This is a genomic window from Photobacterium damselae subsp. damselae, from assembly GCF_038086725.1.
GTDB lineage: Bacteria > Pseudomonadota > Gammaproteobacteria > Enterobacterales > Vibrionaceae > Photobacterium > Photobacterium damselae.
In genome coordinates this window covers 920,735-945,670 of sequence record NZ_CP146970.1, presented here as the reverse complement: position 1 = coordinate 945,670, position 24,936 = coordinate 920,735, and the positions used below count along the sequence as shown (strand labels likewise).

Annotated in this window: 25 protein-coding genes and 2 tRNA genes; 7 read left to right on the top strand and 20 right to left on the bottom strand. The window is 41.0% G+C overall.

Annotation, left to right across the window (positions count from 1 at the left end; translation table 11 throughout):
- Positions 1–3: 3 nt before the first annotated feature.
- The 5 genes from fliD to flgK form a co-directional block, all read right to left on the bottom strand.
- The gene (gene fliD / locus WAX86_RS04265) at positions 4–1,392 is read right to left on the bottom strand and encodes a flagellar filament capping protein FliD (RefSeq protein WP_106224038.1); all 1,389 of its coding nucleotides are present in this window, start codon (positions 1,390–1,392) and stop codon (positions 4–6) included.
- 45 nt (positions 1,393–1,437) lie between these two features.
- Positions 1,438–2,628 carry a flagellin lysine-N-methylase gene (gene fliB, locus WAX86_RS04260; protein ID WP_341489148.1) on the bottom strand — a complete coding sequence of 397 codons (1,191 nt, stop codon included), beginning with the start codon at positions 2,626–2,628 and terminating at the stop codon, positions 1,438–1,440.
- A gap of 144 nt (positions 2,629–2,772) precedes the next feature.
- On the bottom strand, positions 2,773–4,212 hold the full coding sequence (locus WAX86_RS04255; protein WP_341489147.1) for a flagellin: 1,440 nt from the start codon (positions 4,210–4,212) through the stop codon (positions 2,773–2,775).
- Positions 4,213–4,474: 262 nt separating this feature from the next.
- On the bottom strand, positions 4,475–5,713 hold the full coding sequence (gene flgL, locus WAX86_RS04250) for a flagellar hook-associated protein FlgL (protein WP_341489146.1): 1,239 nt from the start codon (positions 5,711–5,713) through the stop codon (positions 4,475–4,477).
- 13 nt (positions 5,714–5,726) lie between these two features.
- Positions 5,727–7,715 carry a flagellar hook-associated protein FlgK gene (gene flgK, locus WAX86_RS04245; protein WP_341489145.1) on the bottom strand — a complete coding sequence of 663 codons (1,989 nt, stop codon included), beginning with the start codon at positions 7,713–7,715 and terminating at the stop codon, positions 5,727–5,729.
- A gap of 254 nt (positions 7,716–7,969) precedes the next feature.
- Between flgK and WAX86_RS04240 the strand changes: the two genes are divergently transcribed.
- The gene (locus WAX86_RS04240) at positions 7,970–8,158 is read left to right on the top strand and encodes a flagellar hook protein (protein ID WP_068946849.1); all 189 of its coding nucleotides are present in this window, start codon (positions 7,970–7,972) and stop codon (positions 8,156–8,158) included.
- Between the two features lie 56 nt (positions 8,159–8,214).
- Here WAX86_RS04240 and flgJ read toward each other — a convergent pair whose 3' ends face one another.
- The 11 genes from flgJ to WAX86_RS04185 form a co-directional block, all read right to left on the bottom strand.
- Positions 8,215–9,213 carry a flagellar assembly peptidoglycan hydrolase FlgJ gene (flgJ, locus tag WAX86_RS04235; protein WP_341489144.1) on the bottom strand — a complete coding sequence of 333 codons (999 nt, stop codon included), beginning with the start codon at positions 9,211–9,213 and terminating at the stop codon, positions 8,215–8,217.
- 18 nt (positions 9,214–9,231) lie between these two features.
- A complete protein-coding gene (locus WAX86_RS04230) occupies positions 9,232–10,317 on the bottom strand; it encodes a flagellar basal body P-ring protein FlgI (RefSeq protein WP_036765111.1) in 1,086 nt (361 codons plus the stop codon).
- A 47-nt stretch (positions 10,318–10,364) separates the two neighbouring features.
- Positions 10,365–11,144, bottom strand: coding sequence for a flagellar basal body L-ring protein FlgH (locus tag WAX86_RS04225; protein WP_176284633.1), 780 nt, complete (start codon positions 11,142–11,144; stop codon positions 10,365–10,367).
- 11 nt (positions 11,145–11,155) lie between these two features.
- On the bottom strand, positions 11,156–11,944 hold the full coding sequence (gene flgG, locus WAX86_RS04220) for a flagellar basal-body rod protein FlgG (protein ID WP_005300492.1): 789 nt from the start codon (positions 11,942–11,944) through the stop codon (positions 11,156–11,158).
- A 16-nt stretch (positions 11,945–11,960) separates the two neighbouring features.
- Positions 11,961–12,710: a flagellar basal-body rod protein FlgF gene (gene flgF / locus WAX86_RS04215; protein ID WP_138241940.1), complete on the bottom strand. Its 750-nt coding sequence runs from the start codon at positions 12,708–12,710 to the stop codon at positions 11,961–11,963.
- 256 nt (positions 12,711–12,966) lie between these two features.
- A complete protein-coding gene (gene flgE / locus WAX86_RS04210) occupies positions 12,967–14,316 on the bottom strand; it encodes a flagellar hook protein FlgE (protein WP_341489143.1) in 1,350 nt (449 codons plus the stop codon).
- On the bottom strand, positions 14,316–15,047 hold the full coding sequence (locus WAX86_RS04205; protein ID WP_341489142.1) for a flagellar hook assembly protein FlgD: 732 nt from the start codon (positions 15,045–15,047) through the stop codon (positions 14,316–14,318). Before WAX86_RS04205 ends, flgE begins: the two co-directional genes overlap by 1 nt.
- Positions 15,048–15,070: 23 nt before the next feature.
- Positions 15,071–15,490, bottom strand: coding sequence for a flagellar basal body rod protein FlgC (gene flgC / locus WAX86_RS04200; protein WP_136038852.1), 420 nt, complete (start codon positions 15,488–15,490; stop codon positions 15,071–15,073).
- A 3-nt stretch (positions 15,491–15,493) separates the two neighbouring features.
- Complete coding sequence (gene flgB / locus WAX86_RS04195; protein WP_036764251.1) at positions 15,494–15,901, bottom strand: flagellar basal body rod protein FlgB; 408 nt, start codon at positions 15,899–15,901, stop codon at positions 15,494–15,496.
- Positions 15,902–16,028: 127 nt separating this feature from the next.
- Entirely contained in the window at positions 16,029–16,853 is an 825-nt protein-coding gene (locus WAX86_RS04190; RefSeq protein WP_341489141.1) for a protein-glutamate O-methyltransferase, read from the bottom strand.
- Between the two features lie 168 nt (positions 16,854–17,021).
- Positions 17,022–17,945 carry a chemotaxis protein CheV gene (locus tag WAX86_RS04185; protein WP_065170132.1) on the bottom strand — a complete coding sequence of 308 codons (924 nt, stop codon included), beginning with the start codon at positions 17,943–17,945 and terminating at the stop codon, positions 17,022–17,024.
- A 92-nt stretch (positions 17,946–18,037) separates the two neighbouring features.
- Between WAX86_RS04185 and flgA the strand changes: the two genes are divergently transcribed.
- The 3 genes from flgA to WAX86_RS04170 all read left to right on the top strand — a co-directional run bounded on the left by flgA (position 18,038) and on the right by WAX86_RS04170 (position 19,632).
- Entirely contained in the window at positions 18,038–18,733 is a 696-nt protein-coding gene (gene flgA / locus WAX86_RS04180; protein WP_115426666.1) for a flagellar basal body P-ring formation chaperone FlgA, read from the top strand.
- Positions 18,734–18,856: 123 nt separating this feature from the next.
- Positions 18,857–19,177 carry a flagellar biosynthesis anti-sigma factor FlgM gene (gene flgM / locus WAX86_RS04175; RefSeq protein ID WP_005300515.1) on the top strand — a complete coding sequence of 107 codons (321 nt, stop codon included), beginning with the start codon at positions 18,857–18,859 and terminating at the stop codon, positions 19,175–19,177.
- A 29-nt stretch (positions 19,178–19,206) separates the two neighbouring features.
- Positions 19,207–19,632 (top strand): flagella synthesis protein FlgN, encoded by a 426-nt coding sequence (locus tag WAX86_RS04170; protein WP_036764252.1) that lies wholly within the window; start codon positions 19,207–19,209, stop codon positions 19,630–19,632.
- Positions 19,633–19,665: 33 nt separating this feature from the next.
- Here the strand turns inward: WAX86_RS04170 and WAX86_RS04165 are convergent, their stop codons facing one another.
- The gene (locus tag WAX86_RS04165; protein WP_264954423.1) at positions 19,666–20,127 is read right to left on the bottom strand and encodes an LPP20 family lipoprotein; all 462 of its coding nucleotides are present in this window, start codon (positions 20,125–20,127) and stop codon (positions 19,666–19,668) included.
- Positions 20,128–20,133: 6 nt separating this feature from the next.
- Positions 20,134–20,769: a FlgO family outer membrane protein gene (locus WAX86_RS04160; RefSeq protein ID WP_036764254.1), complete on the bottom strand. Its 636-nt coding sequence runs from the start codon at positions 20,767–20,769 to the stop codon at positions 20,134–20,136.
- Positions 20,770–20,927: 158 nt separating this feature from the next.
- Between WAX86_RS04160 and WAX86_RS04155 the strand changes: the two genes are divergently transcribed.
- The 3 genes from WAX86_RS04155 (at position 20,928) to WAX86_RS04145 (ending at position 22,999) form a co-directional block, all read left to right on the top strand.
- Entirely contained in the window at positions 20,928–22,082 is a 1,155-nt protein-coding gene (locus tag WAX86_RS04155) for a flagellar assembly protein FlgT (protein WP_341489140.1), read from the top strand.
- Positions 22,083–22,141: 59 nt separating this feature from the next.
- Positions 22,142–22,218, top strand: a tRNA-Arg gene (locus WAX86_RS04150).
- Between the two features lie 244 nt (positions 22,219–22,462).
- Positions 22,463–22,999, top strand: coding sequence for an LA_2272 family surface repeat-containing protein (locus tag WAX86_RS04145; protein ID WP_065170125.1), 537 nt, complete (start codon positions 22,463–22,465; stop codon positions 22,997–22,999).
- Between the two features lie 133 nt (positions 23,000–23,132).
- Here WAX86_RS04145 and WAX86_RS04140 read toward each other — a convergent pair.
- Both WAX86_RS04140 and gltX read right to left on the bottom strand, forming a co-directional pair.
- Positions 23,133–23,208, bottom strand: a tRNA-Ala gene (locus WAX86_RS04140).
- A 162-nt stretch (positions 23,209–23,370) separates the two neighbouring features.
- Positions 23,371–24,795: a glutamate--tRNA ligase gene (gene gltX / locus WAX86_RS04135; protein ID WP_065170124.1), complete on the bottom strand. Its 1,425-nt coding sequence runs from the start codon at positions 24,793–24,795 to the stop codon at positions 23,371–23,373.
- Between the last annotated feature and the right edge of the window lie 141 nt (positions 24,796–24,936).

Genomic DNA, 24,936 nt, shown 5'->3' with positions numbered 1-24,936 from the left:
AACTTATTTAAATACCATCAAACTCATCATAGTATTTAACTCATTATTCATTTTACCAATCGCAGCATCCATCGCACTAAACTGCTTATACGTACGTTCTTCGTATGCTTTCATTCGCTCGTTCAGATCGGACATGTCATCATTAAGTCGCTGCTGCTGTTCTTTTAAACTTTTTTCTTTTTGTGTAATCGAACCGTCAGTACTACTTGTAAAACTTTTAAAAATAGCTTCTGATTTATCAAGGAAACCATCATCTTTCGTATGAAAAAAGGCATTAAACGCTTTAAAATTATCTTTTAATGCGTCATCCAATTTCTCATCATCAATTTCTATCTTTCCGTATCGATCCGTTGTAACGCCAAAGTCACTGAGATAATAAGATTGATTATTTACCTCAACCCCGCTATTCATTAGGTTACGCATTTGGCTAATAATTGAACGGGTTAGGCTATCTCCATTAAGCGGCCCACTACTTTTTGTTTCAGTATTGTATTTACTTAAACTTTCACTGGTATCAATAAAGCCATTGTAAGCATCAATGAACTCCTTGATCGCTTTCTTCGCTCCAGATGTATTATTTGTAATATCAATCTTGGCGGACTTCACATCTTCCGTATTTGTGAGCTTTTTAATATCGAGTGTTAGCCCTTCAATTACATCTTCAAATTTATTACTGTCGTTACTTACTACGGTATGGTTATCGATTCTTATCTGAGCATCCACACCCGCTTGCATCTGAATCATCTCTGGGTTAGCGGTAATATTTGAAGGATCAAAGCTCAGCTTTTTTAGTTCACCATCCATCTTAGATGCATCAATGGATATTTGGTTTTTAACACCTGTCTGTGAGCTAGAAAAAACAATCTTAGCTCCTTTTTCATCATTAATAACGGTTGCTGTAACACCAGGGTTATCTGATGCGTTATTAATCGCGCTAACCACTTCTTTTAAGCTACTTTTATTCTTATCAATCGTTAATGACATTGTTTTGCCATCAACCGTTATATCTAAGGTTCCTGAGCCTAATTCTGCTTTAGGATCAGAATCAAAGGCGTTATTGGATACTACTTTATGCGATTTTGCGAGAGCCAGTACTTCAATATTATAAGTACCATTTTTCGCTTCTGCAGATGCCTTAACATCCACAAAACTACTCTCTGAGGATTCTGCCGATTGACCAGCAAAGACTTTATCTTCGGTAAATTTCTTCACCATATCTTCAAGTCCAGAGACCGCAGATTTTATCTGTCCATAGCCACTAAGCTGTACCCCAACCTTCTGCTGCTGCTCCTTAATTCGTTGTTCTTTTGGTGCTCGTTCAGCAGCCACAAGCTGTTGGGTCATTCCTGTAATATCAAGACCAGAAGCTAGTCCACCTGCGCTTAATCCCACAAAATATCTCCATTACCCGATAAATTTATGTCTAAAGAATAATAACTAAATTTTTAATAACATTAGTGGCAATACTTTTTCATCAACTTGGAGACCATTTTCAATAATATTTTTAATACTTCCCGATAAATGTATCCCGTGACTACGAGCTCGATGAAAGGTATGAACAACATCAATAACATCTTGATGGGTAAGTTCTCGCTGTGATGCTATTGCCATCAAAATGCCACGAATAATCACAAAATCGATAACTAAATTACTGTAAGCCTGATACCAATCATCTTTTGGAAAATCATAAAAATGCATACCGTATAAGAAGTAATTAATCCAAAGTTGAGGATACTCAGCAATAAATGATGAATAATGGCCATGAAACCCTTGCTGTAATACATTCACTTGCTGTTGAACATCATCTCCTGCTGGCTCTAATGCGGCTAATAAATTGTTGTGTATTTTTTTAAGCTGTTCAATAACAGAACTATATTGACTCTTAACCCCAATATAAAGTTGAGCATTAAAAGCTCGAATTAAAAAACCAGGATGAAAACTTTCTGCCGTTGTACTTTGTGTATATGTAGCCAGAAAATCGCCATTTGTAATTTGTTCAATACAGACCTGATAGCATTTTTCAAACTCATCTCGATCATCTTTTCTAGCTTCTAAGAGCTTTAATGTCATTCCCAATATAAACAAACGGGCTTCCATCGGAACAGAGTCTATTAGCAAAATATCGATATAGAGTTGACGTAACACATCATAATAAAATGGTCGTTCATAAGACTTTGCGGCATAGTCACTCTCAATTTCTTGTTCTCGGCATAGCATAGCTTCTGGGTTAAACAATATCTGGCGAGCCGCTTCAGGACATGAAAGTGAAAGCAGTTGTTCTACCCGATTTCCTCGAGTAAAGGTAAGACGCGGATATATTTTGCACGTATCAGATAGGCAAGCGTGTCCATGGTGTTTGTGTACTTCACATAAACCTTGTTGATCTCGAAATGGACAAACACCTTGATCATTCAACTTTATTCTCGCATACGCTGAGCTTGCTGATTGATTAGGGATTCGTTCAATCCATTTTTTACTTCGACCTTTAAACGTACTTTTATGAACCATAAATTTATACGTTGGCTTATCAATATTAATATTCCAACCATGGCAACAATGATTTTCACACTTATCAGCAATACAAGAGAAATTGTCAACAAATTGAGGGATCGCTTCAATGAATTTCATTTATTACCTTATTTATGGCTACGAACTAGATACTGTGAATTGTTTCTAATGCACATTTTGTACCAACATCGCGAATATAAAAATAGTACAAAAAAACCCTAACCATCATGTGATTAGGGTTCTGAGTCATAGTTAAAATATCAATTAGCCTAGTAGGCTCAACGCTGACTGTGGGATCTGCTTCGCTTGAGCAAGAATTGATGTACTTGCCTGTTGTAGAATTTGGTTCTTAGTCATATTTGTAGTCTCTTTTGCAAAGTCTACATCTTTAATACGACTGTTCGAAGCATTTACATTTTCATTGATGTTAGAAAGGTTATTTAAGGTATGGTTAAAACGGTTCTGCACCGCACCTAGATCCGCACGTTGAGAGTCGATACCTTCAATAGCGGCATCAATTACAGCTAACGCATCTTGTGAACCACTTTGTGTTGTTAAATCAATATCTGCAACCGAGTTTTTAGTACCAGTACCACTACCAATTACTTCAGCTAGAACATCTTTTGTAGAATCTGCGTTAGTAACAGAGAAATTGCTATTTGCTGATAGTTTCAGTTCAGCATTTTTAACAATATTATTTGTATCTGCTGCGGCTCCAACACCATCTAAAGCAACTCCCGTACCAGATGCAGGTTTCTTCGCATTCGAAATCATAATGCCATCGACATTTTTAGCTTCAATCGAAATTTCGTTACCATCCTTAGATACTGTTGCTGTATAACCAGCTTTACCAATATCTTCAGCTAATTTCTTATTATCACCTTTATATTTAGCTAAATCGAATTTATCTTCACCGATTTCTAAGGTACCAGTTTCACCATCAGTTAAGCCTGTTAGCTTCGTAGATACTGTTGTCTCTGCCTTTATACCTGTATTAGCGCTATTAATATTATCAGCAATAGAACTAACTGTATCAGTGGCACTTACTGATACTTTACCAGTTCCATTGGGACCAGATAAATTTAAATCTCCAGCGGTTGCAACTACTGCAAATTTACCACCAGCGGCTGAACCAGCGGCTGAAGTAGGAGTCTCTGAACCTAATTTTGTACCCTTTCCTTCTGCAGTAAAATTACCTATAGCATTTGCTGAAATATCACCAAGAGATACACCTATAGTCTCATTTGCATTAGCACCAATTTGGAACTCTTTTGTGCCAAATGAGCCATCAAGCAGATTCTGGCCACCAAACGTGGTAGTGTCGGCAATACGGGTCATTTCAGTTTGTAGTGCTGTCACTTCTTTTTGAATAGCAGCACGATCCTCGTCTGAGTTTGAGCCGTTTGCAGATTGTAGTGCAAGATCGCGCATGCGGTGCAACATATTAGTTGATTCTTGCATCGCACCTTCTGCGGTTTGCGCCATAGAGATACCGTCATTAGCGTTACGCATTGCCACATTCAGGCCATTAGTTTGGCTTGTTAAACGGTTTGAAATCTGCAAACCCGCAGCATCGTCTTTTGCACTATTAATGCGCAAGCCCGATGATAATTTTTCCATACTGTTTGCCACGCCATTGCTCGCGCTATTTAAATAGCGCTGGGCGGTCATTGCAGAGACGTTAGTATTAACAGTAACAGCCATAAGATAACACTCCTTGGTATGATCTCACCCAGTACATAGCCGGGTTATAAAGAAACATTCAATAACTTAGTTGCTATTGTTAACGGCATAGAAAAATCAAACTTTAGAAAAATTTTCAATCAAATCTCAAAATATTTAATTTTTAAAAATAGAAGAGAAATGAGAAAGGTGCAGAACCCCAAAAAAGTAAAAGGCGGCAAATCATTGCCGCCTCATTTGAGTATTAGTATTACTCCGCACTAAAACTTACAACTTAATTAGACTACAAATAATTAAACAGACTTAAATTTTTAGTCTGACTAAACGCAGCTTGTGATGCTTGTAGTGCCATGGCCTGCTGATTAAGATCCAACACCGCAGAGCTATAATCGAGATCTTCTAATCCGCCGTGCGCGGTATTAAGAGTAAGTTCAAAGTCGAGGTGCTGCTCTTGCTGGCGTTCCACTTGCTTCATGATGGAACCAACCTCAGAGCGCTGCTGGTTCATATGCACAAATCCGGCATCTAAATCATCAATAACACGTTGCAGGTTTGCTTGCGCTTCTGGAGATGATGTTGGCGCATCAGCATAAGTAATTGCCGCTTGAATAGAGTCAAAAATATTAAAACTCTGTGCTGGCTGCAAAGTAATGGTGTCACCATCTTGCATCTCAGCAAATTTTAAATTAAACGTTGGATCTCCAGCCGTACTACCTGTGTATTCAATCCCTTTTTCCGAATCATAAGGCTGATCTTTAACAACTTCAGTACCGTCAATACTTAACGTGTAATTGGTTACTTTAACCGTCTCACCGTTAGGGCCTGCTGTTGTACCACCATCAGAAAAAGAAACTTGAATCGCTTTGGCTTTTGAGAAATCTGAAATATCGGCACTCAATACATGCGCTTTAGAACCCTCCGTTAGCCCGGCAAAGTTTGGCCGAAAATCACCATATGGGTTGGGAATATCCATAAAGACCTGATCGCCTGGCAAACTGGTTTTGACGTTCATATTGCTATCAATCTGAGTTTGGCGTGACTGGCTATCCCCTTGGTAGGTCATATAACCGTCTTTTTCAATAAAGGGCTTAGTGTCCATCTGATTGCCAGCAAAAATATAGTTACCCGCTTCATCTTTACTGTTGGCTAAACTCAGTAGGCCATCGTACAAACTTTGCAGCTCATCTTTAAATGCTTTGCGATCGTTGGCTGCCATTGCCCCGTTTAACATTCCCAACACTTTCTGTTTGGTAACATCAAGGTTATCTTCCACGCCAGCAATATTAGTCTCTAACACACCTAAACGGTTATTTGCCAAAGTGATAGCATCTTTGTATTGCCCAATTTGAGTCAGCTGCTGCTTGTAGTTCTGAATACTAATGGAAGAAACAGGATCATCACCCGATGTATCAACACGCTTTCCAGTTGCCAATTGATTATTGGTATGACTCAATTGGGTTTGCTTGCGCATTAGGTTTGAAGTCAGATTATTGTATTGGCTTAAGGTTGAAATTCGGCTCATCGGTCATCACTCCCTATACCGCACGCATTAAAGTATCAAAGGTCTCTTTAGCCACCGACATAATGCGAGAGGAAGCCATATAAGACTGTTGGAATTTCATCAAGTTAGCTGCTTCTTCATCAAGGTTGACCCCTGATAAATTAGATACTCGCTCGCTCGCGGCATCAAAATCTAACTGTGTCACTTCTGCGGTTTGATCTGCGTTTTTCTTTGCCATACCAATATCGGTAGAAAGCTTTTGGAACAGATCGATAACACTTGATTTACCATTATTCATCGACTTTTGAGCTTGAACTTGCTGCATCGCTAAGAAGTTACCATTGCCACCCGTTGCTTGGGCTCGACCTAAATTCAATTGAAAACTGTCACCGGCTAAAGCCCCTGCTTGCAATGCTAGTCCAGAAAGATTACCCGCATCGGTTTTCACCGTTAAGTTTTGAGGTTTAGCGCTGTCGTAACCAAGTTCGATCACTTCACTGCCTTTATCATCAATCAGAGTCATCGGTTGACCCGTTGCTTGATTAATCAGAGAAATTTTATTGCCACTGTTATTAACTTTAAGTTCATAGTCACCGGCTAATGCATCAGACAATTGCGGCACCGTTTTAATAACAGACGCACTGCCTTGATTAGCTTGATGAGGCATAACGGCAAGTTGAGAGTGACCCGCAAGCTTTTTCGGATCGCTCATTTCTACCGTCATATTGGCTGCACCATCTCGAACAGGACGAATTAAAATGGATTCACTTTGTCCTGCGGTTGGCGTCGAAAAGGCTTTTTCAATATTGACCGAAAAACCATCGACAGAGAGCGATTGTTTCTGTGAGGTATCTGAGATTGTCGTCTGTTTTCCGTCTTGATCGGTCACGGTGTAATTATAATTTGTCCCATCAAAATTCATATCAAGCTGATAGTCACCAGTTTTTAACTGATTAACATCATCAATACTCACTTGAATCTCAGCATTACTGCCTAATGGCTTAATTGCCCGCTGCTGCATCGCACTGACACTGTTTACATCGCTAAATAGCAATGCGCCTTGCTCTCCATTTAAATCCACACCTTGTTGCTGCAGATCGTTAATTTGTTTGGAGAAACCAATCGCCATTCGCCCCATTTCATCCAGACTTTTATCAATCACATTGTCTCGAATATCCAGTAATGAACCTAAGCTGCCGCCAATGCCATCGCTTTTAATTTCCTTGGCACTATTGCCTGTTACCAATGCGATTTGCTGGGTTTGAGTATCTGGCTTACCGTTAACTAGTTTTAATTTTGCTGAAGTAACGCCTGACACCAAGGTATCACCACTTCCGATGATCACTGTATTGGCTAAACTGCCTTTATCGGCTAACACGGTCACTTTGGTGTATTTGGCTAGTTCGTTGATCAGTGAGCGCTGTTTATCAAATAGATCGTTTGATTTGCCGCTTGCCGCCTGTTCTTGCAAGCTGGTATTCACCGCGGCAAGTTCTTGCCCCAAGGTATTAATACGCTCCAATGATACGCCGATTTGATCGGTCACATCTTGGTGCATATTGGTCAACGTTTGATGGCTAGTTTGAAAACTCTGAGCGGTTTGTTTCGCTTGTTCTAATACCGTTTGGCGCGCACCAAGATCGTTAGGATGATCAGATAAAGATCGCACCGAATTATAAAAATCATTCATACTGTTTACGGTATTTACGGCACTTTTCGACGTAAAATCATCCAACATCATCATATTTTGCTGACGAACATTGGCTTCTTCTAGGTGAGTAGTCGACAAGGTCAGCTCTCGAGCGGCAAATTGATCGTAAGCACGAGAAACATTATCGATATAAGCACCTGTGCCGTAATAATTGCTGCCATTGTAGAAAGCATCATCGGCTTTTTGTTCAACAACCTGACGACTGTATCCCGGTGTGTTGACGTTACTTATATTGTGACTTGCAACATCCAATTGCTTCTGCGAAGTACGCAGGCCACTCATACCAATTTGCATTAAATCCAGAGCCATCATTTTATCCTAACCGTAAACGATGGCACCATCTTTGCAAGAAACATACCCAAAGTTAGCCACAAAGACCGCTCATAGAAAAAACAGGCGCTAATAGCCCCCTTCTTTTATGAGCATCACAGATTCAATAAAGATACAAAGACACATAGCGATAAAAAAATAGCAGCAAAAAATCGTAGTTATTTATTGGGTTTTATTTATAATTCATTCGCTATTGCTGAATTTATTTTAATACAAAAATGAAAGGATAATCGGTTATGAACTTACTGATGACAGGCTTAATTGGCTATGCACTCAAAGAAGTTGTTATGCCACTGATCACCGGTGAAAATGATGAATCAGATAACAGCAACCAGCAGGTATCAGATAAAGAAGTGGATAATGCTCTGTTTGAAAGTAACGATCTGGTCAAACTGGTCTCTAATATTGTCGATATCGTAGTATAAGAGTTGTATCCAACGAGTGCATTTATCGATAGTTACATCCCCATCTATAGTAATCTCTACCATAGAGTTTTTACTTTGTTCATTACCGCTAAGACTTTTTGACTGTAGTTAGGATCGGTCGCATAACCAGCATTGTGAATCTCTTTAACAAAACGACTTGGATCGGTCGTGTGCTTTAGTGCCGTTCCATAACGCGGGTTTTGCTTTAAGAACTGAACAAAATCATCAAAACTTTCTTGATAAGAATGATACGAACGAAACGCAGCATTTTCTTGCACCGCGATACCGCTATGATATTCCAGTGTTCGGGTGGCAACTTTATTCCCCCCCCAACGAGGATCGGCTTTAATATTAAATAAGTTGTGGCTCGATCCTGCCGCATTTTGAATCACCTTTTTGCCCCATCCTGTTTCTAATGCCGCTTGGGCAATCAACATAGCCGGATCCACACCCAAGGCTCGACTGGCTTTAAACGCATAGGGCTTCATGTGTGCAACAAACCCTTCAGGTGAATCAAATCGACCAGGCTCTGACTGAGTTTTTACCTTATCTGTCATGTCACTTAACTGACCTACACCGTCAGGAGCCGCAGCGGTTTTAGCCTGTTCTGCACTTTTAGGTTCGATATCGTATTTATCTTGATATAACTTTGCCCGCTCATCAGCCGATAAATAATAAGATTCACTCGGCTGAGAGATAGGTCTAACGGCAAATTTATCGACGGGCAACGTTTTGCCGCTCTGGCTGTTATCGCTCTCACCACCAAGCTGTTTCACAATCATATCGGCTAAGCCTAAATTGCCTTGAGTGCTCAACTCAGAAGCCATTTGTTCATCGCGCATCTGTTGAAAAAACTTAGTGTTATTACTGCTCATTAAATCTGATTCAAAAGCAGAGTTAGCGTTACGCATCGATTTAAACAGCATTTGGGTAAACAGCGATTCAAACTGTTGTGCCGCCTGACGCAATGATCCCTCTTTGTCCTTACCAATTCCGGCCCGAAGCCGATCTAGGTTTGTGAGGTCATTAATAAATCCAGGTTCAATTTGCTTCATTTGGCACAATCCATCCAATTAAATAATGATCAGCTGACCTTCAATGGCCCCTGCTTGTTTCAATGCCTGTAAAATAGCCATCACATCAGAAGGCCCAGCCCCAACTTGATTCACCGCACGAACCAGATCATCAAGAGTCACGCCCGGTTGGAATACAAACATGCGAGCATTTTTCTCTGTCACATTGATATCTGAGTTTGGCGTTACAACTGTCTGTCCTTGTGAAAACGCATTAGGCTGGCTAACTTGAGCATTCTCTTTAATGGTTACGGTCATGCCACCATGAGTAATAGCCGCCGGTTTTAATCGCACATGTTGCCCAACCACAATCGTTCCTGTTCGTGAGTTCACAATAATTTTTGCTGCGCTATCTGCGGTTTCAAACTCAAGATTTTCAATGGTAGAAAGAAAAGCGACACGTTGACTCACATCACGAGGAGCACGAACTCGAATGGATGTTGCATCTATTGCCGATGCCATATCAGGGCCTAAGAATTGATTAACCGCATCTGCCATACGCTGCGCTGTCGTAAAGTCCGAATCAAAGAGATTAAAGGTTAGATAATCTCCTCGGCCAAATGGGCTCGCAATCTCTTGTTCAACTGTTGCTCCATTTGAAATACGACCTACAGTTGGCGTATTTGACACGATTTTAGAACCATCTGCACCTTCGATACTAAAGCCACCGACCACCAGCGTTCCTTGTGCAACCGCATAAATTTTACCGTCCAAACCTTTTAGAAATGTTTGAAGTAAGGTGCCGCCATGTAAACTTTTTGCCGAACCAATAGAGGAGACCGTAATATCTACATGCTGGCCTTGTTTGGCAAAGGCTGGCAGCGTCGCATTCACCACCACCGCGGCCACATTTTTTGTTTTCGGTTTAGTACCAGGAGGTAGTTGGATACCAAAATTTTTCAACATGGTATTAAAGCTTTGGTCGGTAAATGGCGTAGTTTCACCCGATCCAGCAAGACCAACAACCAAACCATAACCAATCAGCTGGTTACTACGTACCCCGGCCACTTCCGATACATCTTTAATGCGAGCGGCAAAGGTAGGCAGTGCCAATAACAAACTTAAAGTGAATACAAACAAGCGCATAAGCACCCTACTTTTTGACTGAAATAAATAAGCGATATTAAGTGCCATTAAAACGCCACATTAAAGAATCGAGAGAGCCAGTTCTGATCTTGTACATCTTGGCGATCACCAGTACCTGAATACTGAATACGCGCATTCGAAATTCGAGTCGATGGGATAGTATTGTCTTGGCTAATATCATCTGGGCGAATATGGCCACTCACACGAATAAACTCATCACCAGAATTTAATGTTAACCATTTTTCACCGCGAATAACCAAATTGCCATTAGCAAGAATATCAATTACTTCTACCGAAATAGAACCTTTAATACTGTTACTTTGATCAGCAGTACTAGAGCCAGAAAAAGTATTGTCGTTAGAAAAATCATAAGACAAACTGTAGTCATGAATCGTAACGGGTTTACCACCCAAAGCGATTGGCTTCATATTCATATCCGCTGACTTATCGAGCTCTGAAGTGGCACTCTTTTTCGCTGCCGTTTTTTCTTCCAATAAGATAGTAACAATATCGCCAATACTATGTGGTCGCGTGTCGTCATACAGATCAAGAGCATGAGTCTGATTAAATAGGGATCCCGTTGCTGCGACATAGTGCTCTGCAGGTACCGGGGGACGAACCGGACCCCAAGCGGGATCGCCAGCGACAGGATCTTCTCGGTGACGAAGTTTATCAATTAACCCTTTTGACTTGCTTTGCTCCCCTTCAACCGCATCAACCGTTGTGGTTCCTTTTTCAATATCAGATTGAGGAACGTTAGGTGTGGATGCACAACCAACAAGCTGTAACAACCCCAGTAATAGCAAGCCAGCAATGGGAGATTTCATTGGTAATAACCTTATAGCTGTTGATTCACGTAACTCAGCATCTGATCAACGGTCGAAATGACTTTAGAGTTCATCTCATAAACACGCTGCGCTTCGATCATATTCACCAGTTCTTCAGTCACATTAACGTTAGAGGTTTCTAGCATTGATTGACGAATCGTACCCAAACCATCTAAGCCTGGAGTGCCTTCTTGAGCATCACCACTAGCACCAGTTGGTAAAAATAGGTTTTGACCAATCGGCTCAAGACCTCCTGGGTTAATAAAATCAACGGTTGTTAGCTGACCGAGTACTTGGTTTTCTTGCTGCCCACGAATACGAGCTGAAACTTCACCATCCGTACCGACAGTAATACCCACCGCATCTTCTGGTACCACAATTTCAGGTTGTACAACATAACCAGAACCAGTTGTAACCAATTGGCCTTCAGCGTTAATGGTAAACTGACCATTTCGGGTATATCCCATGTTGCCATCAGGAAGTAGGATCTGGAAAAAACCATCCCCTTCAATCATCATATCCATGGCGTTATTTGTGGTTTGGGTATTACCTTGAGTGAAAACTTTTTGGGTTGCGACCACTTTAGAGCCCGCACCTAACATCAAGCCGGTTGGCAGGGTTGAATCTTGAGTCGCTTGGCCACCTGGCTGGTTAATATTTTGATAGAATAAGTCTTCAAAAACCGCTCGCCCTTTTTTAAAACCAACGGTTGAGGCGTTAGCTAAGTTATTTGAAATAGTCGAAATATTAGTTTGTTGAGCGTCAAGCCCTGTTTTACTGACCCATAATGCAGGATGCATGGTGATTTCCTTTTAATTAGCTAATACGCATCAACGAAGACGAGGATTTATCCATCTCTTCTGCGGTTTTCATTAACTTAACTTGCATTTCAAAGTGGCGTTGGAGATCGATAAGTGCGGTCATCTCACCCACAGCATTGACGTTACTGCCTTCTAAGGTGCCATTAAGCAAACGAATACTGGCATCGGCCTGCTGTGGCTCTTGCCCACCTTTAAACTTAAATAAACCATCAGCATCTTTAAATAACTGATGATTATCTGTTTTAACCAGCTTGATACGATCAATTTGTGCCATCGCTTCGGGTGGTGCGCCCTGAGGAAGTACAGAAATGGTACCATCACGGCCAATTTCAATTTTACTGATAGGCAGAGGGATAAAAATTGGAGAATCATTTTTTCCGAGTACAAGCTGGCCATTACTGTTTTGAAGCATGCCGGTCTGATCGATCTTTAAATGACCCGCACGAGTATAAGCTTCATTACCCGAAGCATCTTGTACAGCTAGCCAACCATCGCCTTCAACGGCAACATCCAGATCTCGTCCAGTGGTAATAACCGAGCCTTGAGTAAAGTTATAGCCCGGACGCTCAGCCATGGTAAAAACACGATCGGGAACACCTTCACCATAAGCTTGCATACTACGAGCTTGCTCTAAATCGGCACGAAAACCCGTGGTACTTACGTTAGCGAGGTTGTTAGCACGAACTTGTAACCCAAGCATATCTTGTTGGGCACCATTCATCGCTAAATATAGAGCGCGATCCATGTTTGACTCTCTTTCAATCCAATCATCTGCAATGGCTCTGATTAAGCAAAAATCATTCCATATAATAAAACTTAAAAAGAAATGGCTTAACTATCTAAAATGATTAAGAAAGAGATCTCAAAATCGATGTAAATTCACCGTCAATAAATTGAATCTATACGAGGAAAAAAATTGCCGCCTCTTTAATCGAACAAGTAATATCTCGTGATTAAAGTCAGCGGCAATGATAAGCAGTTAATGAATACTATTGGAGCAACTAGCGAATTTGCAGAATATTTTGCTGCAATTGATTATTCACTTCTAGCGCTCGTGAGCTGGCTTGGAAATTACGTTGCGCAGTAATCAGATCCACCAGCTCTTGGGTCATATCGATATTCGATTGCTCAAGCGTACCACTTTTGATCGCACCAAATGAGCCTTGAGAGGCATCACCCCATACCGCATCACCAGATTCTTGCGTCACATTCCACAAGGTACCACCAAGCTGACTTAAACCTTGTTCATTTGAAACACGCGCCATGGCAACGCGACCAACAATACGATCTTTACCATTTGAATAGGACGCTAACACATTACCATCAGGGTCGATATCAACTTTAGAAAGATAACCGGTTGTCGCGCCATCCACATCTTTAAATTGACGCACCTCAAATGGAGAGGCGTATTGGGTTGGCTCTTTATAATTCATCGTTAACGCCTGAGAATCATCAGCACCACCCACATCAATACCAGCCTTTTTGAAATTCACCATATCAATAACAGAAGGTGAACCTGCTTGCAGTTGGCCTGAGGTATCAAATTTCATGATATAGCCTTTGTGCGCAGCAGTACCATGAATAGCGCCATCAGCTACGTATTTAGGATCTATCTTTGCTGTATCTACGTCTAGAGGCAGCTCTTTGCCCGATGGATTAGTCACCGTATGGTAAACTTCCCACGTATTCGCTGTTGCCGGATTGGCAGGGTTATACTTCGCCACATAATAGGTATTCATTTTGTAAGGTTTACCCAATGAATCATAAATAGTAGACGAGGTAGAGCGGCTGTAAGAATCCTTGTCGTCAAAGTTAAACGGATGATTCTTTGGCATGGTTTCTTTATTTGGTAAGTTAAGCGAAATATCCATGTTTTTTGATGGCGTAGGCTTACCAAAAACATCATCAATTTGCATCGATTTAGGCTCATAAGAGGACACCGTATTCGTGTCGCTATTCACCTCATAGCCTAATAAAAACTTACCTTCAGAGTTCACTAATTCATTTTGGTTATTAAGATGAAAAGCACCATTTCGCGTCAAACTGTTGTTAGCAGGTTCGGCTTTATTATCAGCAACAGCAAAAAAACCCGCACCTGAGATTCGAAGATCTAACGGGTTATTGGTATATAAACTTGAACCTTCATGAAATTGCTGAGCAACCGTTGAGGTTTGAACACCGCCACCAGTGCTGGTTTTAGCATTGGAGAAAATGGAATTAGAATACACATCACCAAACTCAGCACGAGACTCTTTAAAGCCATAAGTGTTTGCGTTAGCAATGTTATTACTGGTTGTATTTAAATCTTTTTGGGCCGCACCCAAGCCGCTCAATGCGATATTAACACTCATTATCCATTTCCTTTTTCGGTTGCTTGACCCACTTGCAAGACATCAGTAAGTTTGTATGGTGAACTGAATCCAGCCAGATTTAACATTACCTGACCATCTTGGTTACCCATCAAAACACTGTTGACATTTGCATGGGTAAATACTTCAAATTCTTGGTTTTTACCGCCACTAGTGCCAGAAACGGCAAAACGGTATTTTCCATGCGGCAAACTGTTGCCGTTATCATCTTTGCCATCCCAACTAAAGGGATGTTCACCAGGAGCTTGCGCGCCAAGAGAGACGGTTTTAACCAACTCCCCTTTTTCGTTTTCCACTCGTAAAATGGCGTTATCGACCCCTTGGTTAACTCGTACGACACCACTCATTGCGCCATCTTGGGTTTTCATTGCGGTTGCACTTGGGATCAGAACATCTAAACCAACTAAAGAGGACGCTTGAAGCGCTTGGTTTGATGTTAATGCCGTATTTAGGACCCCAAATTGATCGTTCATTTTGGTAATACCATCAACCGTTGCAAATGATGCCATCTGTGCAATCATCTGATCGTTACTAACGGGTTTAAACGGATCTTGTTGGGCTAACTGCTTGGTTAACAAAGAGAGAAAATCTTCTTGTTTTAAGGCGTTTTGACCTGTGGTCTTCTGCTCTTGCTGCACTTTTTTTTCGTGCATACCCTTTAGCTGATCTAAATAAGAGAGATTATTTCCAGCGTTGCCATTAATGCTTGTCATAACAGTCACTTCTCACTGATGCTCTATTTACCCATCTGCAAGGTGCTCATGAGCATCTGCTTACTGGTATCTGCCACTTGAACATTATTTTGATAAGAGCGAGAGGCTGAAATCATATTTGCCATCTCTTCCATCACATTAACATTGGGTTTGTAGATATAACCTTGAGCATTCGCCTTGGGATGCTCGGGATTGTATTCAGCAATCAAAGGCTTTTGACTTTCCACAATGCCTTCTAATCGAACAGGAACACTTTCTTGAGTATTGTTATAAGAGGCACTGTCTAAAGCAGCAGCAAAAATAGGCTGGCGGGCACGATAGGTTTCCCCAGCTGAACTGCTGACTGTATTGGCGTTAGTTAAGTTACTGGCCGTTGTATTTAAACGTACCGATTCAGCACTCATGGCTGAGCCTGTAACATTAAAGATATTAAACAAGCTCATCTACTACTCTCCCTTAATGGCTTTGGTTAAGTTTTTAAATTTAGAGCCAAGAAAATCGAGTGATGCCTGATACTCTAGCGCATTTTGCATAAACAGATTTTGCTCAAGTTGTGTATCAACAGTATTGCCATCCCCGGTATCTGGTTGGGTAGGAACTCGAAACTTTTGTGCTCCAGCAATTCCGCCAATACCTGCATGTGCGGCAGAAATATGCCGCCCGTTGGTTTGTGCAAGACCAGCTTGCTGACCAGAACTTGCCGCCTGCAATGCTCGACTGAAATCCAGATCCTTTGCTTTATAACCTGGGGTGTTCACATTAGCGATATTACTGGCGATTGTTTCAGCCCGTTTAGAACGTAACCCTACCGTGTATTGGTGAATCCCAAGCGCTTTATCAAAAGAAATAGACATCGATGCCTCCACAATAACTTAGCGCTATTACTGCAAGGATAATGCCAATTAAGAAAGGAATGGGATTCTAAGCAGAACCCCATGAAACAGAAGAGATAACCAACTTGCTCTATTGTAAAAATAGCGGTTATTTAAGTTTGTAGATAATTCCTGGATTGCAGCGAATCATCTCAAATTTATCGGTAAGACCGGTTAGCGATTCCGATGCGCCAAGTAATAAGTAACCACCAGGATTTAAGCTTTGCGCCATTTGGTTAAGCACTTTAGCTTTCATTTCAGGTGAGAAATAGATCAAAACATTACGACAGAAGATCACATCAAACTTGCCCAGTAGAGCGTAGCTGTCTTTTAAGTTTTGCGCTCTAAACTGAACCAAACGCTTCACTTTATCGTTAATCTTCATTCGTCCATCACCGTTATCATCAAAGAACATACGACGACGCTCTGGTGATAAACCACGACCTAACGCAAGATTGTCATAAACCCCAGTCCGACACATATCTAACATAGTTTGTGATATATCGGTTGCGGTAATGTGCACCCCACTGAGCAAACCCGGCTTTTTCATCTGAGTTTCTAGTACGCTCATGGCAATCGAATACGGCTCTTGACCTGAAGAACTGGCCGCCGACCAAATTTTAAGCGGTCTTTTATGTGCAGCTAATTCAGGGAAAATACGCTCGGTTAAAACGGTATATGGATAAATATCGCGAAACCACAGTGTTTCATTGGTTGTCATCGCATCGACCGCAGCCACTCGCAACTCTCGATTTCGCCCCATTAAGACAGATTGGATAAGATCTGAAATGGAAGCAAGGGAGAAACGACTGACTAAAGGACTTAATCGACTGCGAACTAAATACTGCTTACTGTCACCTAGCACTATGCCACATTGAGCTTCTAAAAAACGACAAAACTCAACATAGTCTTTATCGTTTACTGTTGTTGTCATGTAAGACTCTTTTATTTGTTATATCAATCTCACCAAATAATTAATGAGATAGCTTTTATTAATAAGGTTTGGGGCAGATAGTAACACCACAGCCCAAAAAACTTTAACCAGAAAATCTTAACCTCTTAACCCAAAAACCTTAAATAGACTTTAAATAGAACCTTTCTATTAGTTCGTTTGTGGGATCGCCTGAAGTACTGCTGAACCCAACTCATCTGGGTTAAATTTAGGAATAAAGGCATTAGCGCCAACACGTTCAACCATTGCCTGATTAAAAACCCCACTTAAAGAGGTATGCAAAATAACATGGAGATTTTTCAGTTGCGGGTTATTGCGAATTTCAGCGGTTAAGGTATAGCCATCCATTTCAGGCATTTCAATATCAGAGATAACCAAAGCCAGTTGATCGTAAATACTGCCTTCTTTTGCCATCTCTTTTAAGGTATTTAGCGCTTCACGCCCATCTTTTACCAATACGCATTCATAACCGATAGCTTCGATTGCTCGCTGAACTTGTTTACGCGCAACAGTGGAATCGTCGGCAACCAAAATACGGTTAACCTCAGGTAATTGAGTCGCTAAATCTTCTAATACCGTTCCTGTAATATCGGTATCAGCAGGGGAGATCTCATCTAGAATTTTTTCTACATCTAAGATCTCAACTAACTCATTATCAATTTCAGTCACCGCGGTTAAATAGTTCGAACGGCCCGCCCCTTTCGGTGGAGGCAGAATGGATTCCCAATTCATATTGATAATACGTTCAACCGAGGTGACTAAAAACCCTTGCACAGAGCGGTTAAATTCAGAGATGATCACAAAGCAGTTAGACAGATCTTCAATTGGACGACCACCCGTTGCTAAACTCATGTCGATAACAGAAATGGTTTGACCACGAATATGTGCAATACCTTTTACTAACGGATGCAAATTAGGCATTGTGGTTAACTTCGGGCACTGCAATACTTCTTTAACTTTAAAGACATTGATCCCATAACGCTGACGTCGCATCAAACGAAACGTCAATAACTCTAATCGGTTTTGGCCAACTAACTGGGTTCGTTGATTGACCGAATCTAGTATCCCCGTCATAAGGACTCCATAATGTTTTGCAAAGAAGTATTACTAAATGCCAATATCTGCACTGTCATCTGATGTAGAACGAACAAATAGCGGACAATATAATGCGTTTTAAATTTATCCCCTCTATTATCGGCCTTGTTTCGGTAATCTTTAGTAACAATATGTCATTTGCTGCTGATATTGATCTCGAAACAATTCGCCACAGTGCTGAAGCTTTTGTTCAAACTCAAATAACACCACCTAAAGAGGGAGAACTTAGTATCGAAGCGGCACAATTGGACTCTCGCCTACGTTTTTCTCATTGTTCAGAACCACTAGAAACATCGTTACCGGGCAAACAAGAGATCAATAACAATGCCACTGTACTGGTTCGATGTAATCATGAAAATTGGCAAGTCTATGTACCGGTGCGCGTGCAGCTATTGCTACCTCGGGTTGTCGCTTCAGTTCCATTAGGCCGAGGAATGGTTCTCTCCCCAAGTAACCTGACTGTTGCACTTATCGAAAGTCGCTTTCAACGAGGGGCAATCTATCAATCACCACAGGCGCTATTTGGAGCTAAAGTAAAACGCAATGTAAAAATTGGTGAAGCCGTACAAGCGAATGATATTTGTATGGTTTGTCGTAATGATAAAGTTGTGATCAGTGCCGGGCAACCGGGCTTAAAGATCATCACTCAAGGTACTGCTCTATCTGATGGTACCCTTGGCGAACAAATACGAGTAAAAAACAATCGCTCCAATAAAATCATCTCAGCCCAAGTTTCCGCTGTTGGTGAGGTCGATGTCTCTTATTAACCACCATGATAAGCACAAGGCTTTCATTATAATTTTGACAAAATAGTGCTAAAGTAAACGGTGATCAAGTCGATAGTTCATACTATAGAATACAATAATTCGACACTGATAAGGGTTCACACAATGGCAGGCATAGATCAACTACGTCAAAATAGTCAAGCGATGACGACCATGCGAAGTCAACAACAAAAAGTTAATGACAATGCATCGTCAACAAGCAATACAACAGCATCAACAACACCAACCCAGCACGATGAGATTTCATTAAGTGCTCAGGGTAAAGCGGTAGGCCAAATTCATCAGCAATTAGCTACCGAGCCAAGTTTCGATGCCGATAAAGTGGCTAAAATCAAAGAAGCGATCAGCAACGGATCATACAAAGTCGATCCTGATAAATTAGCTTCAAATATCATGAAGTTTGAAAATGAACTGAAAGATATCTAATCCATAACAGAGCGGTAATGGAGCGTTAGGTGGAAAATATTGAGTCTTTGCTTAATCAGCAACAAGAAAATTTAGAAGCATTACGTCAGATACTTAGCCAAGAAAAGCAAGCTATCGTTGCCCGTAATGCGCTTAATATTGAACACTTTGCCAAGCAAAAGCTCGAGCGTATTCAAAAAGCTCAGTTGTTAGATCACCAAATAGCCAAACATCCACAGCGAGCGTCATTGGTTGACTCCCCTTTGCTAGCCCAGCAAGTGATCGAATTAACATCCCTTGTTAGCCAATGCCAGCAACAAAATGACATTAATGGTGAAGCACTTCAACGTGCTCAACTGAGCTTTCACAAACTCAATAATTTATTCCAGCAAAGCCGCGGTAAACAGCAAATGACATACAACAGTGATGGCATTGCACAGAATATCCGCTCTCTGGGCACCAACCTCAAAGCATAATATTTAACACCTGAGCGCCCACCAGCATTAAACTTAAAATATCGTCTGTGTTTGTGCTGGAACATGGATGATTTGACCGTGATCTTTCATGGTTTCCATCAACTTAAGATCCAACTCCATTTCAGTAACGTAACTGTCTCCGACCGGATAGCTTCTAAGGACTTTAGCTCCGCGAATTACACCATCAGTTGCACCATCAGCCACTTCAAGACCTAATTGTTGATCTTCCATCGCAGCACGAGCACTGATACGCACACCATAGACCTGCTCGGCTAACTCTCGATAAGCGTCAATTTTTGATGCGCGCATAGCTCGAATGCGTTTTTCATCATCATTTCTACCTTGCTGATCACTAATAGAGGCATAACCTACTGCAGTAATCACCTGGCTACCATAAGACGACGATGATGGAGAGCTAAAACCAACATTATTTGAACCACTGCATCCTGCAACGAAAAGAACGGCTCCTAGCAGCCAAACAGATTTATTATTCACAGAATTCTAAGGCCTCAAAATCACATTATTATCTGATAATTTATTGATATCATTTCGAATCAATACACCATTACGCATTTGAATCTTATTCATAAAATCAAGGTCACGACCGATTCTATCCGCAGGTAGAAAACCTTGAGCAGAAGCAATCACAACACGAGAGCGCATCCCTACAATACGTGCATTGATCATAACGCCACCGCTTTGTCTTAACATGGTTCCTGTTAATACATAATCAACCGACTGCTGTGGCGCTAATTCTCGCCAGTCACGACTAATCGTAAAATCACCCGCTTGGGTCACTTTAATTGAACCCGTAATTTTATAATCGACAACGGTAAAACCACGGTGTTGCAACTGATACATAAAGCTTTCCGTTACCGCATTACCAAGCCAATTGGTTTCGCTCATTGACTGTAAATCAACAAATGACGTTACAGCGACGGGTGTTTGAGCGGTTAGATATTGGTTTGATTGCACTAACTGATCGGCCATTCCTTGGATGAAATAATCCAATGTATGGCGTGGTGTTTCAGTCAAAGAAAATGACGCACCAGGATAAGGTTCTCGTCCGTTATATACAGCGGGACTGCTACAAGAGGTTACCAGTAAAGTTAGCGCTACGGCCCACCATATTTTCATTCTTTTGCTCCAGTTAGATCTACCGTCACTCTGTTTATCGTCAAAATTCATAAAAACTTTAAATATATTCAATACCATCTAACTTTAGGAACATTCTTTGCTTGTAGGGATACATAACCGATCTGCAATAAAGCAAAAAATATACCGAGAATGAAAGAATGAAAAAGATATTGGTGGCATTGCTTAACTTTAGTGTCATGCTAGGTGGTGTGTTTTCTCTGCCCGCTCACGCTAAATGGCTAGAAGTTACTGGCCAAGCCGTTATTTTAGAAAGTGAAAGCACAGCCCGCATTAACGCTTTAGAAGATGCCATCTATCAAGCAATGATTTTTTCTGGTGCTGATATTGCGACACTCAGTAATATCAAGCCATATTTAAGTGAGAAAAATAAAGAGTATCGCTTCAGTGGTAACGAAGTGCGCCAGGTATCTGTACTCAAAACCGATAAACAAGGCGGCAAGTTTTACCTCACTGCCCGCATTGATATTTACCCTGCGGCAAAATCTTGCCACAAGACTCAATATAAAAAGCCTCTGTTACTTAGTGACTTCACTTTACTTTCTCAGCAGCAAGCGGTGATGGGTGGTATTTACCAAGTTGGAGAGGATTTCACAACCATGCTCAAGCGACAAATCCAGCAACGGTCGCAAAGTTTTGTTGTCGCAGGAACCACTCATATTCCATTTAATGCTAATAACCCATCGATGATGATGATGTTGGCAGAAGATAAAGATGCTCAATATCTTATCAGTGGGCAAATTACAGATATTTCTGCGACCTTAGAGCAAAAGCTATTAAAAAAGAAAAAAAAGGATCAGGTGAATCGCCAATTTGCCACTTCAATGACTATTATGGACGGTAAAACGGGAGAGATCTTATTTGAAAAAAATTACCGCGATATTGCTTTATGGCCTTTTTCTCGTACCAGTACCGTAGATACTAAGTCTGCTCGATTCTGGCAATCTCCTTATGGGTTAGCCGTTGAGCGAGTGAGCCGTAATATGATGCTTGATTTAGAAAATGCCTTATCCTGCCGCGCAAGCTTACCTGAAATTGTGAGTGCTCATGGCAATATGGCTCAAATGAATGTGGGACGTATTCATGGGGTAAAAGAGGGCGATAGATTAAAATTATGGCACAGTGCCAGCTTTATCGATCAAATGGGGATTCCAAGAACTCGCATGGTTGCCACCCAACTTACCCTAGTCGTTAGCCGTGTTTATGAAAAATCAGCAGAACTTATCATTAACCAACCGGATCTTGCTGCTAGCATCCAAACCGGTGATTTACTGACCAAGCAAGTCAAACGTTAACGACAATCTCTTATATTTTTGTTTTTTTTCAGTATAATGAGGGAGTTTCATATCAAGAAGCTCCCTTAGCTCAGCAGGATAGAGCGTCCCCCTCCTAAGGGGAAGGCCACTGGTTCGACTCCAGTAGGGAGCGCCATCTCTCATCTCCTATAAAATTCTGACACTATTCCTACACTTCGTATTATAAATTTATATACAATTTAGTGTATTTCGTGAACCCGCAAAAATATAAAACAATATTTTTTTCTTACTATATTTATCTATCTATGATAAATATAGCTTTATAAACAAAGAGATAAAATTGTTTTATTGATAATAAAGAATCAAATATACCTCAGTGAATTTTACTCCGTCACAAATGAGATTTATTAGGAATTAAAATGAAATTAAAAATCGCATCTCTTGCACTATGTGCAGCAATGGCAGCCCCTGCAGCAATGGCTGATACACCTATTCAGTTATCAGTACCAGGTGTAAACCTACCAGCTGGTAACGTAACAGGTGTGCGTTTAAATGCGCTTTACGGTCACACAAGTTCAGTAACAGGCGTTAACTTCTCGTTCCTAGGCCTATCAGATATTGATACTTTTAAAGGTCTAAACTTCGGTCTTGCATTTGGTATTAACCGTACTCGCTCTATGATGACTGGTATTGAATTCGGTCTAGCTAACTGGAACGATGGCAATGCAAAAGGTGTGGATTTTGGTCTAGCAAACTACACCGCAGGTAACTTTACCGGTGCTCAGTTTGGTACTTTCAACTATGCGGGTACTCTAAACGGTCTACAGTTTGGTTTTGTTAACGCAACAGATCATATCAACCAAGGTGTTCAGATCGGTCTGATCAACTATGATAAGTCAGGTACTTTCGTAAGCAAGAACCTACCTGTATTCCCTATCATTAACGCTCGTTTCTAATTAAATATTAGTTAACTGTGCGATGATGATTACGGCTGCCATGAGGTGGCCGTTTTTATTTTCATTAAGAGATAAAAAGAAAAACCCCGCGATAAAGATCTCTATACAAATCTTAATAGCGAGGTTTTAAATTTGGTGGAGCTAAACGGGATCGAACCGATGACCTCTTCGCTGCCAGCGAAGCGCTCTCCCAGCTGAGCTATAGCCCCTTGATGAGCTGAATAATAAAAACCTAATGATTTCATGTCAATAGAGTACATTAACAGAGAGTCTAAATAAGCAATAAACTGTTAAGTACATCAAATTACAGCGATAAAAAAACGAAGATACCGAGATACCTTCGTTTTTATTATCGAGTTATTCGATAGAAATTAAGCGTTTGCTTCGCGAGCTGCAATGAACTCAAGAGCCATCTTAATACGAGCAACGACACGGTCTTTACCGATTAATTGCATTACAGCATCAACAGATGGAGATTGACCTTGACCAGTTACTGCTACACGTAGAGGCATACCTACTTTACCCATGCCTAGTTCAAGCTCTTCACACACTTGAGCGATCACTGCATGTAGATTTTCAGTTGTCCACTCAGTTAGTGCTTCAACTTTTGCAAGAGCGAGCTCTAATGCTTCTTTTGCTACTGGACGAAGGTGTTTCTTCGCTGCACCTTCTTCGAAAGCATCAAAATCTTGGTAGAAGTAGCGAGACTGCTCTGCTAACTCAACCAAAGTATTACAACGCTCACCCACAAGCTTAATCACGTCAGTAATTGCTGGACCATTTTCAAGAGAGATCTCTTTTTGATCTAGGTGCCACTGAAGGTATTTAGCTACGTATTCAGGTTCTGCTGTTTTAATGTAGTGGTTGTTCAACCATAGTAGTTTATCTGTGTTAAATGCAGATGCTGACTTACTTACAGACTCTAGACTAAATAGATCGATCATCTCTTGCATTGAGAAGATCTCTTGGTCACCGTGAGACCAACCTAGACGTACTAAGTAGTTTAGTAGTGCTTGAGGTAGGTAACCTTCATCACGGTATTGCATTACGCTTACCGCACCATGACGCTTAGACAGTTTTGCACCATCATCACCAAGAATCATTGCACAGTGAGCAAACTCAGGTACTGGTGCACCTAGAGCTTTATAGATATTGATTTGACGTGGAGTGTTGTTGATATGGTCTTCACCGCGAACAACTTGAGTAATACCCATATCCCAGTCATCGATAACAACACAGAAGTTATATGTTGGGCTACCATCTGTACGACGAATGATCAGATCATCTAGCTCGCTGTTTGCGATTTCAATACGACCACGGATCTTGTCATCAAATACAACCGTACCTTCTTTTGGGTTACGGAAACGGATACAGAATGGAGAATCTTCTGTTGCTGCTGCATTTGCCGCAATTACTTTTGGATGGTTAGCATCGTAACGAGGTTTTACACCAGCTGCCATCTGCTCTTCACGGATTTCGTCAAGAAGCTCTTTAGGGCAGTAACACTTATATGCTTTGTCTTCAGCAAGTAGTTGATCAACAACTGCGTTATAACGATCAAAACGCTTAGTTTGATAGTATGGGCCCTCGTCCCAGTTCAACTCAAGCCATTCCATACCTTCCATAATGGCATCAATCGCTTCTTGAGTAGAACGCTCTAGGTCAGTATCTTCGATACGTAGAACGAATTCACCATTGTTGTGTTTTGCGTATAGCCAAGAATATAGAGCTGTACGTGCACCACCTACGTGCAAAAAGCCAGTTGGGCTTGGTGCAAAGCGAGTTTTAACCGTCATTTGACTTACCTTAATAAAGAAGGATTATGCAGCTTATCTATGCTGCGAAAAGACTAATGACGCTATTTTAGCACTGTGAGGTAAATCTACAATAATCCTCATCAACTTAGCGCTAGTGAAAAGTTGAATTAAAACGTAAGA

Coding starts and splice junctions, on each gene's coding strand:
- WAX86_RS04155 (WP_341489140.1), top strand. CDS start 20,928: ATGAAAAAGATATTGGTGGCATTGCTTAACTTTAGTGTCATGCTAGGT.
- WAX86_RS04190 (WP_341489141.1), bottom strand. CDS start 16,853: ATGACAACAACAGTAAACGATAAAGACTATGTTGAGTTTTGTCGTTTT.
- flgK (WP_341489145.1), bottom strand. CDS start 7,715: ATGATGGCTCTGGATTTAATGCAAATTGGTATGAGTGGCCTGCGTACT.
- flgA (WP_115426666.1), top strand. CDS start 18,038: ATGCGTTTTAAATTTATCCCCTCTATTATCGGCCTTGTTTCGGTAATC.
- WAX86_RS04255 (WP_341489147.1), bottom strand. CDS start 4,212: ATGGCTGTTACTGTTAATACTAACGTCTCTGCAATGACCGCCCAGCGC.
- WAX86_RS04160 (WP_036764254.1), bottom strand. CDS start 20,769: ATGAAAATATGGTGGGCCGTAGCGCTAACTTTACTGGTAACCTCTTGT.
- WAX86_RS04240 (WP_068946849.1), top strand. CDS start 7,970: ATGAACTTACTGATGACAGGCTTAATTGGCTATGCACTCAAAGAAGTT.
- gltX (WP_065170124.1), bottom strand. CDS start 24,795: ATGACGGTTAAAACTCGCTTTGCACCAAGCCCAACTGGCTTTTTGCAC.
- WAX86_RS04230 (WP_036765111.1), bottom strand. CDS start 10,317: ATGCGCTTGTTTGTATTCACTTTAAGTTTGTTATTGGCACTGCCTACC.
- flgG (WP_005300492.1), bottom strand. CDS start 11,944: ATGCATCCTGCATTATGGGTCAGTAAAACAGGGCTTGACGCTCAACAA.
- flgE (WP_341489143.1), bottom strand. CDS start 14,316: ATGAGTGTTAATATCGCATTGAGCGGCTTGGGTGCGGCCCAAAAAGAT.
- flgB (WP_036764251.1), bottom strand. CDS start 15,901: ATGTCTATTTCTTTTGATAAAGCGCTTGGGATTCACCAATACACGGTA.
- WAX86_RS04205 (WP_341489142.1), bottom strand. CDS start 15,047: ATGACAAGCATTAATGGCAACGCTGGAAATAATCTCTCTTATTTAGAT.
- WAX86_RS04225 (WP_176284633.1), bottom strand. CDS start 11,144: ATGAAATCTCCCATTGCTGGCTTGCTATTACTGGGGTTGTTACAGCTT.
- WAX86_RS04185 (WP_065170132.1), bottom strand. CDS start 17,945: ATGACGGGGATACTAGATTCGGTCAATCAACGAACCCAGTTAGTTGGC.
- WAX86_RS04145 (WP_065170125.1), top strand. CDS start 22,463: ATGAAATTAAAAATCGCATCTCTTGCACTATGTGCAGCAATGGCAGCC.
- flgL (WP_341489146.1), bottom strand. CDS start 5,713: ATGAGCCGAATTTCAACCTTAAGCCAATACAATAATCTGACTTCAAAC.
- flgM (WP_005300515.1), top strand. CDS start 18,857: ATGGCAGGCATAGATCAACTACGTCAAAATAGTCAAGCGATGACGACC.
- fliB (WP_341489148.1), bottom strand. CDS start 2,628: ATGAAATTCATTGAAGCGATCCCTCAATTTGTTGACAATTTCTCTTGT.
- flgC (WP_136038852.1), bottom strand. CDS start 15,490: ATGAGCTTGTTTAATATCTTTAATGTTACAGGCTCAGCCATGAGTGCT.
- flgJ (WP_341489144.1), bottom strand. CDS start 9,213: ATGAAGCAAATTGAACCTGGATTTATTAATGACCTCACAAACCTAGAT.
- flgF (WP_138241940.1), bottom strand. CDS start 12,710: ATGGATCGCGCTCTATATTTAGCGATGAATGGTGCCCAACAAGATATG.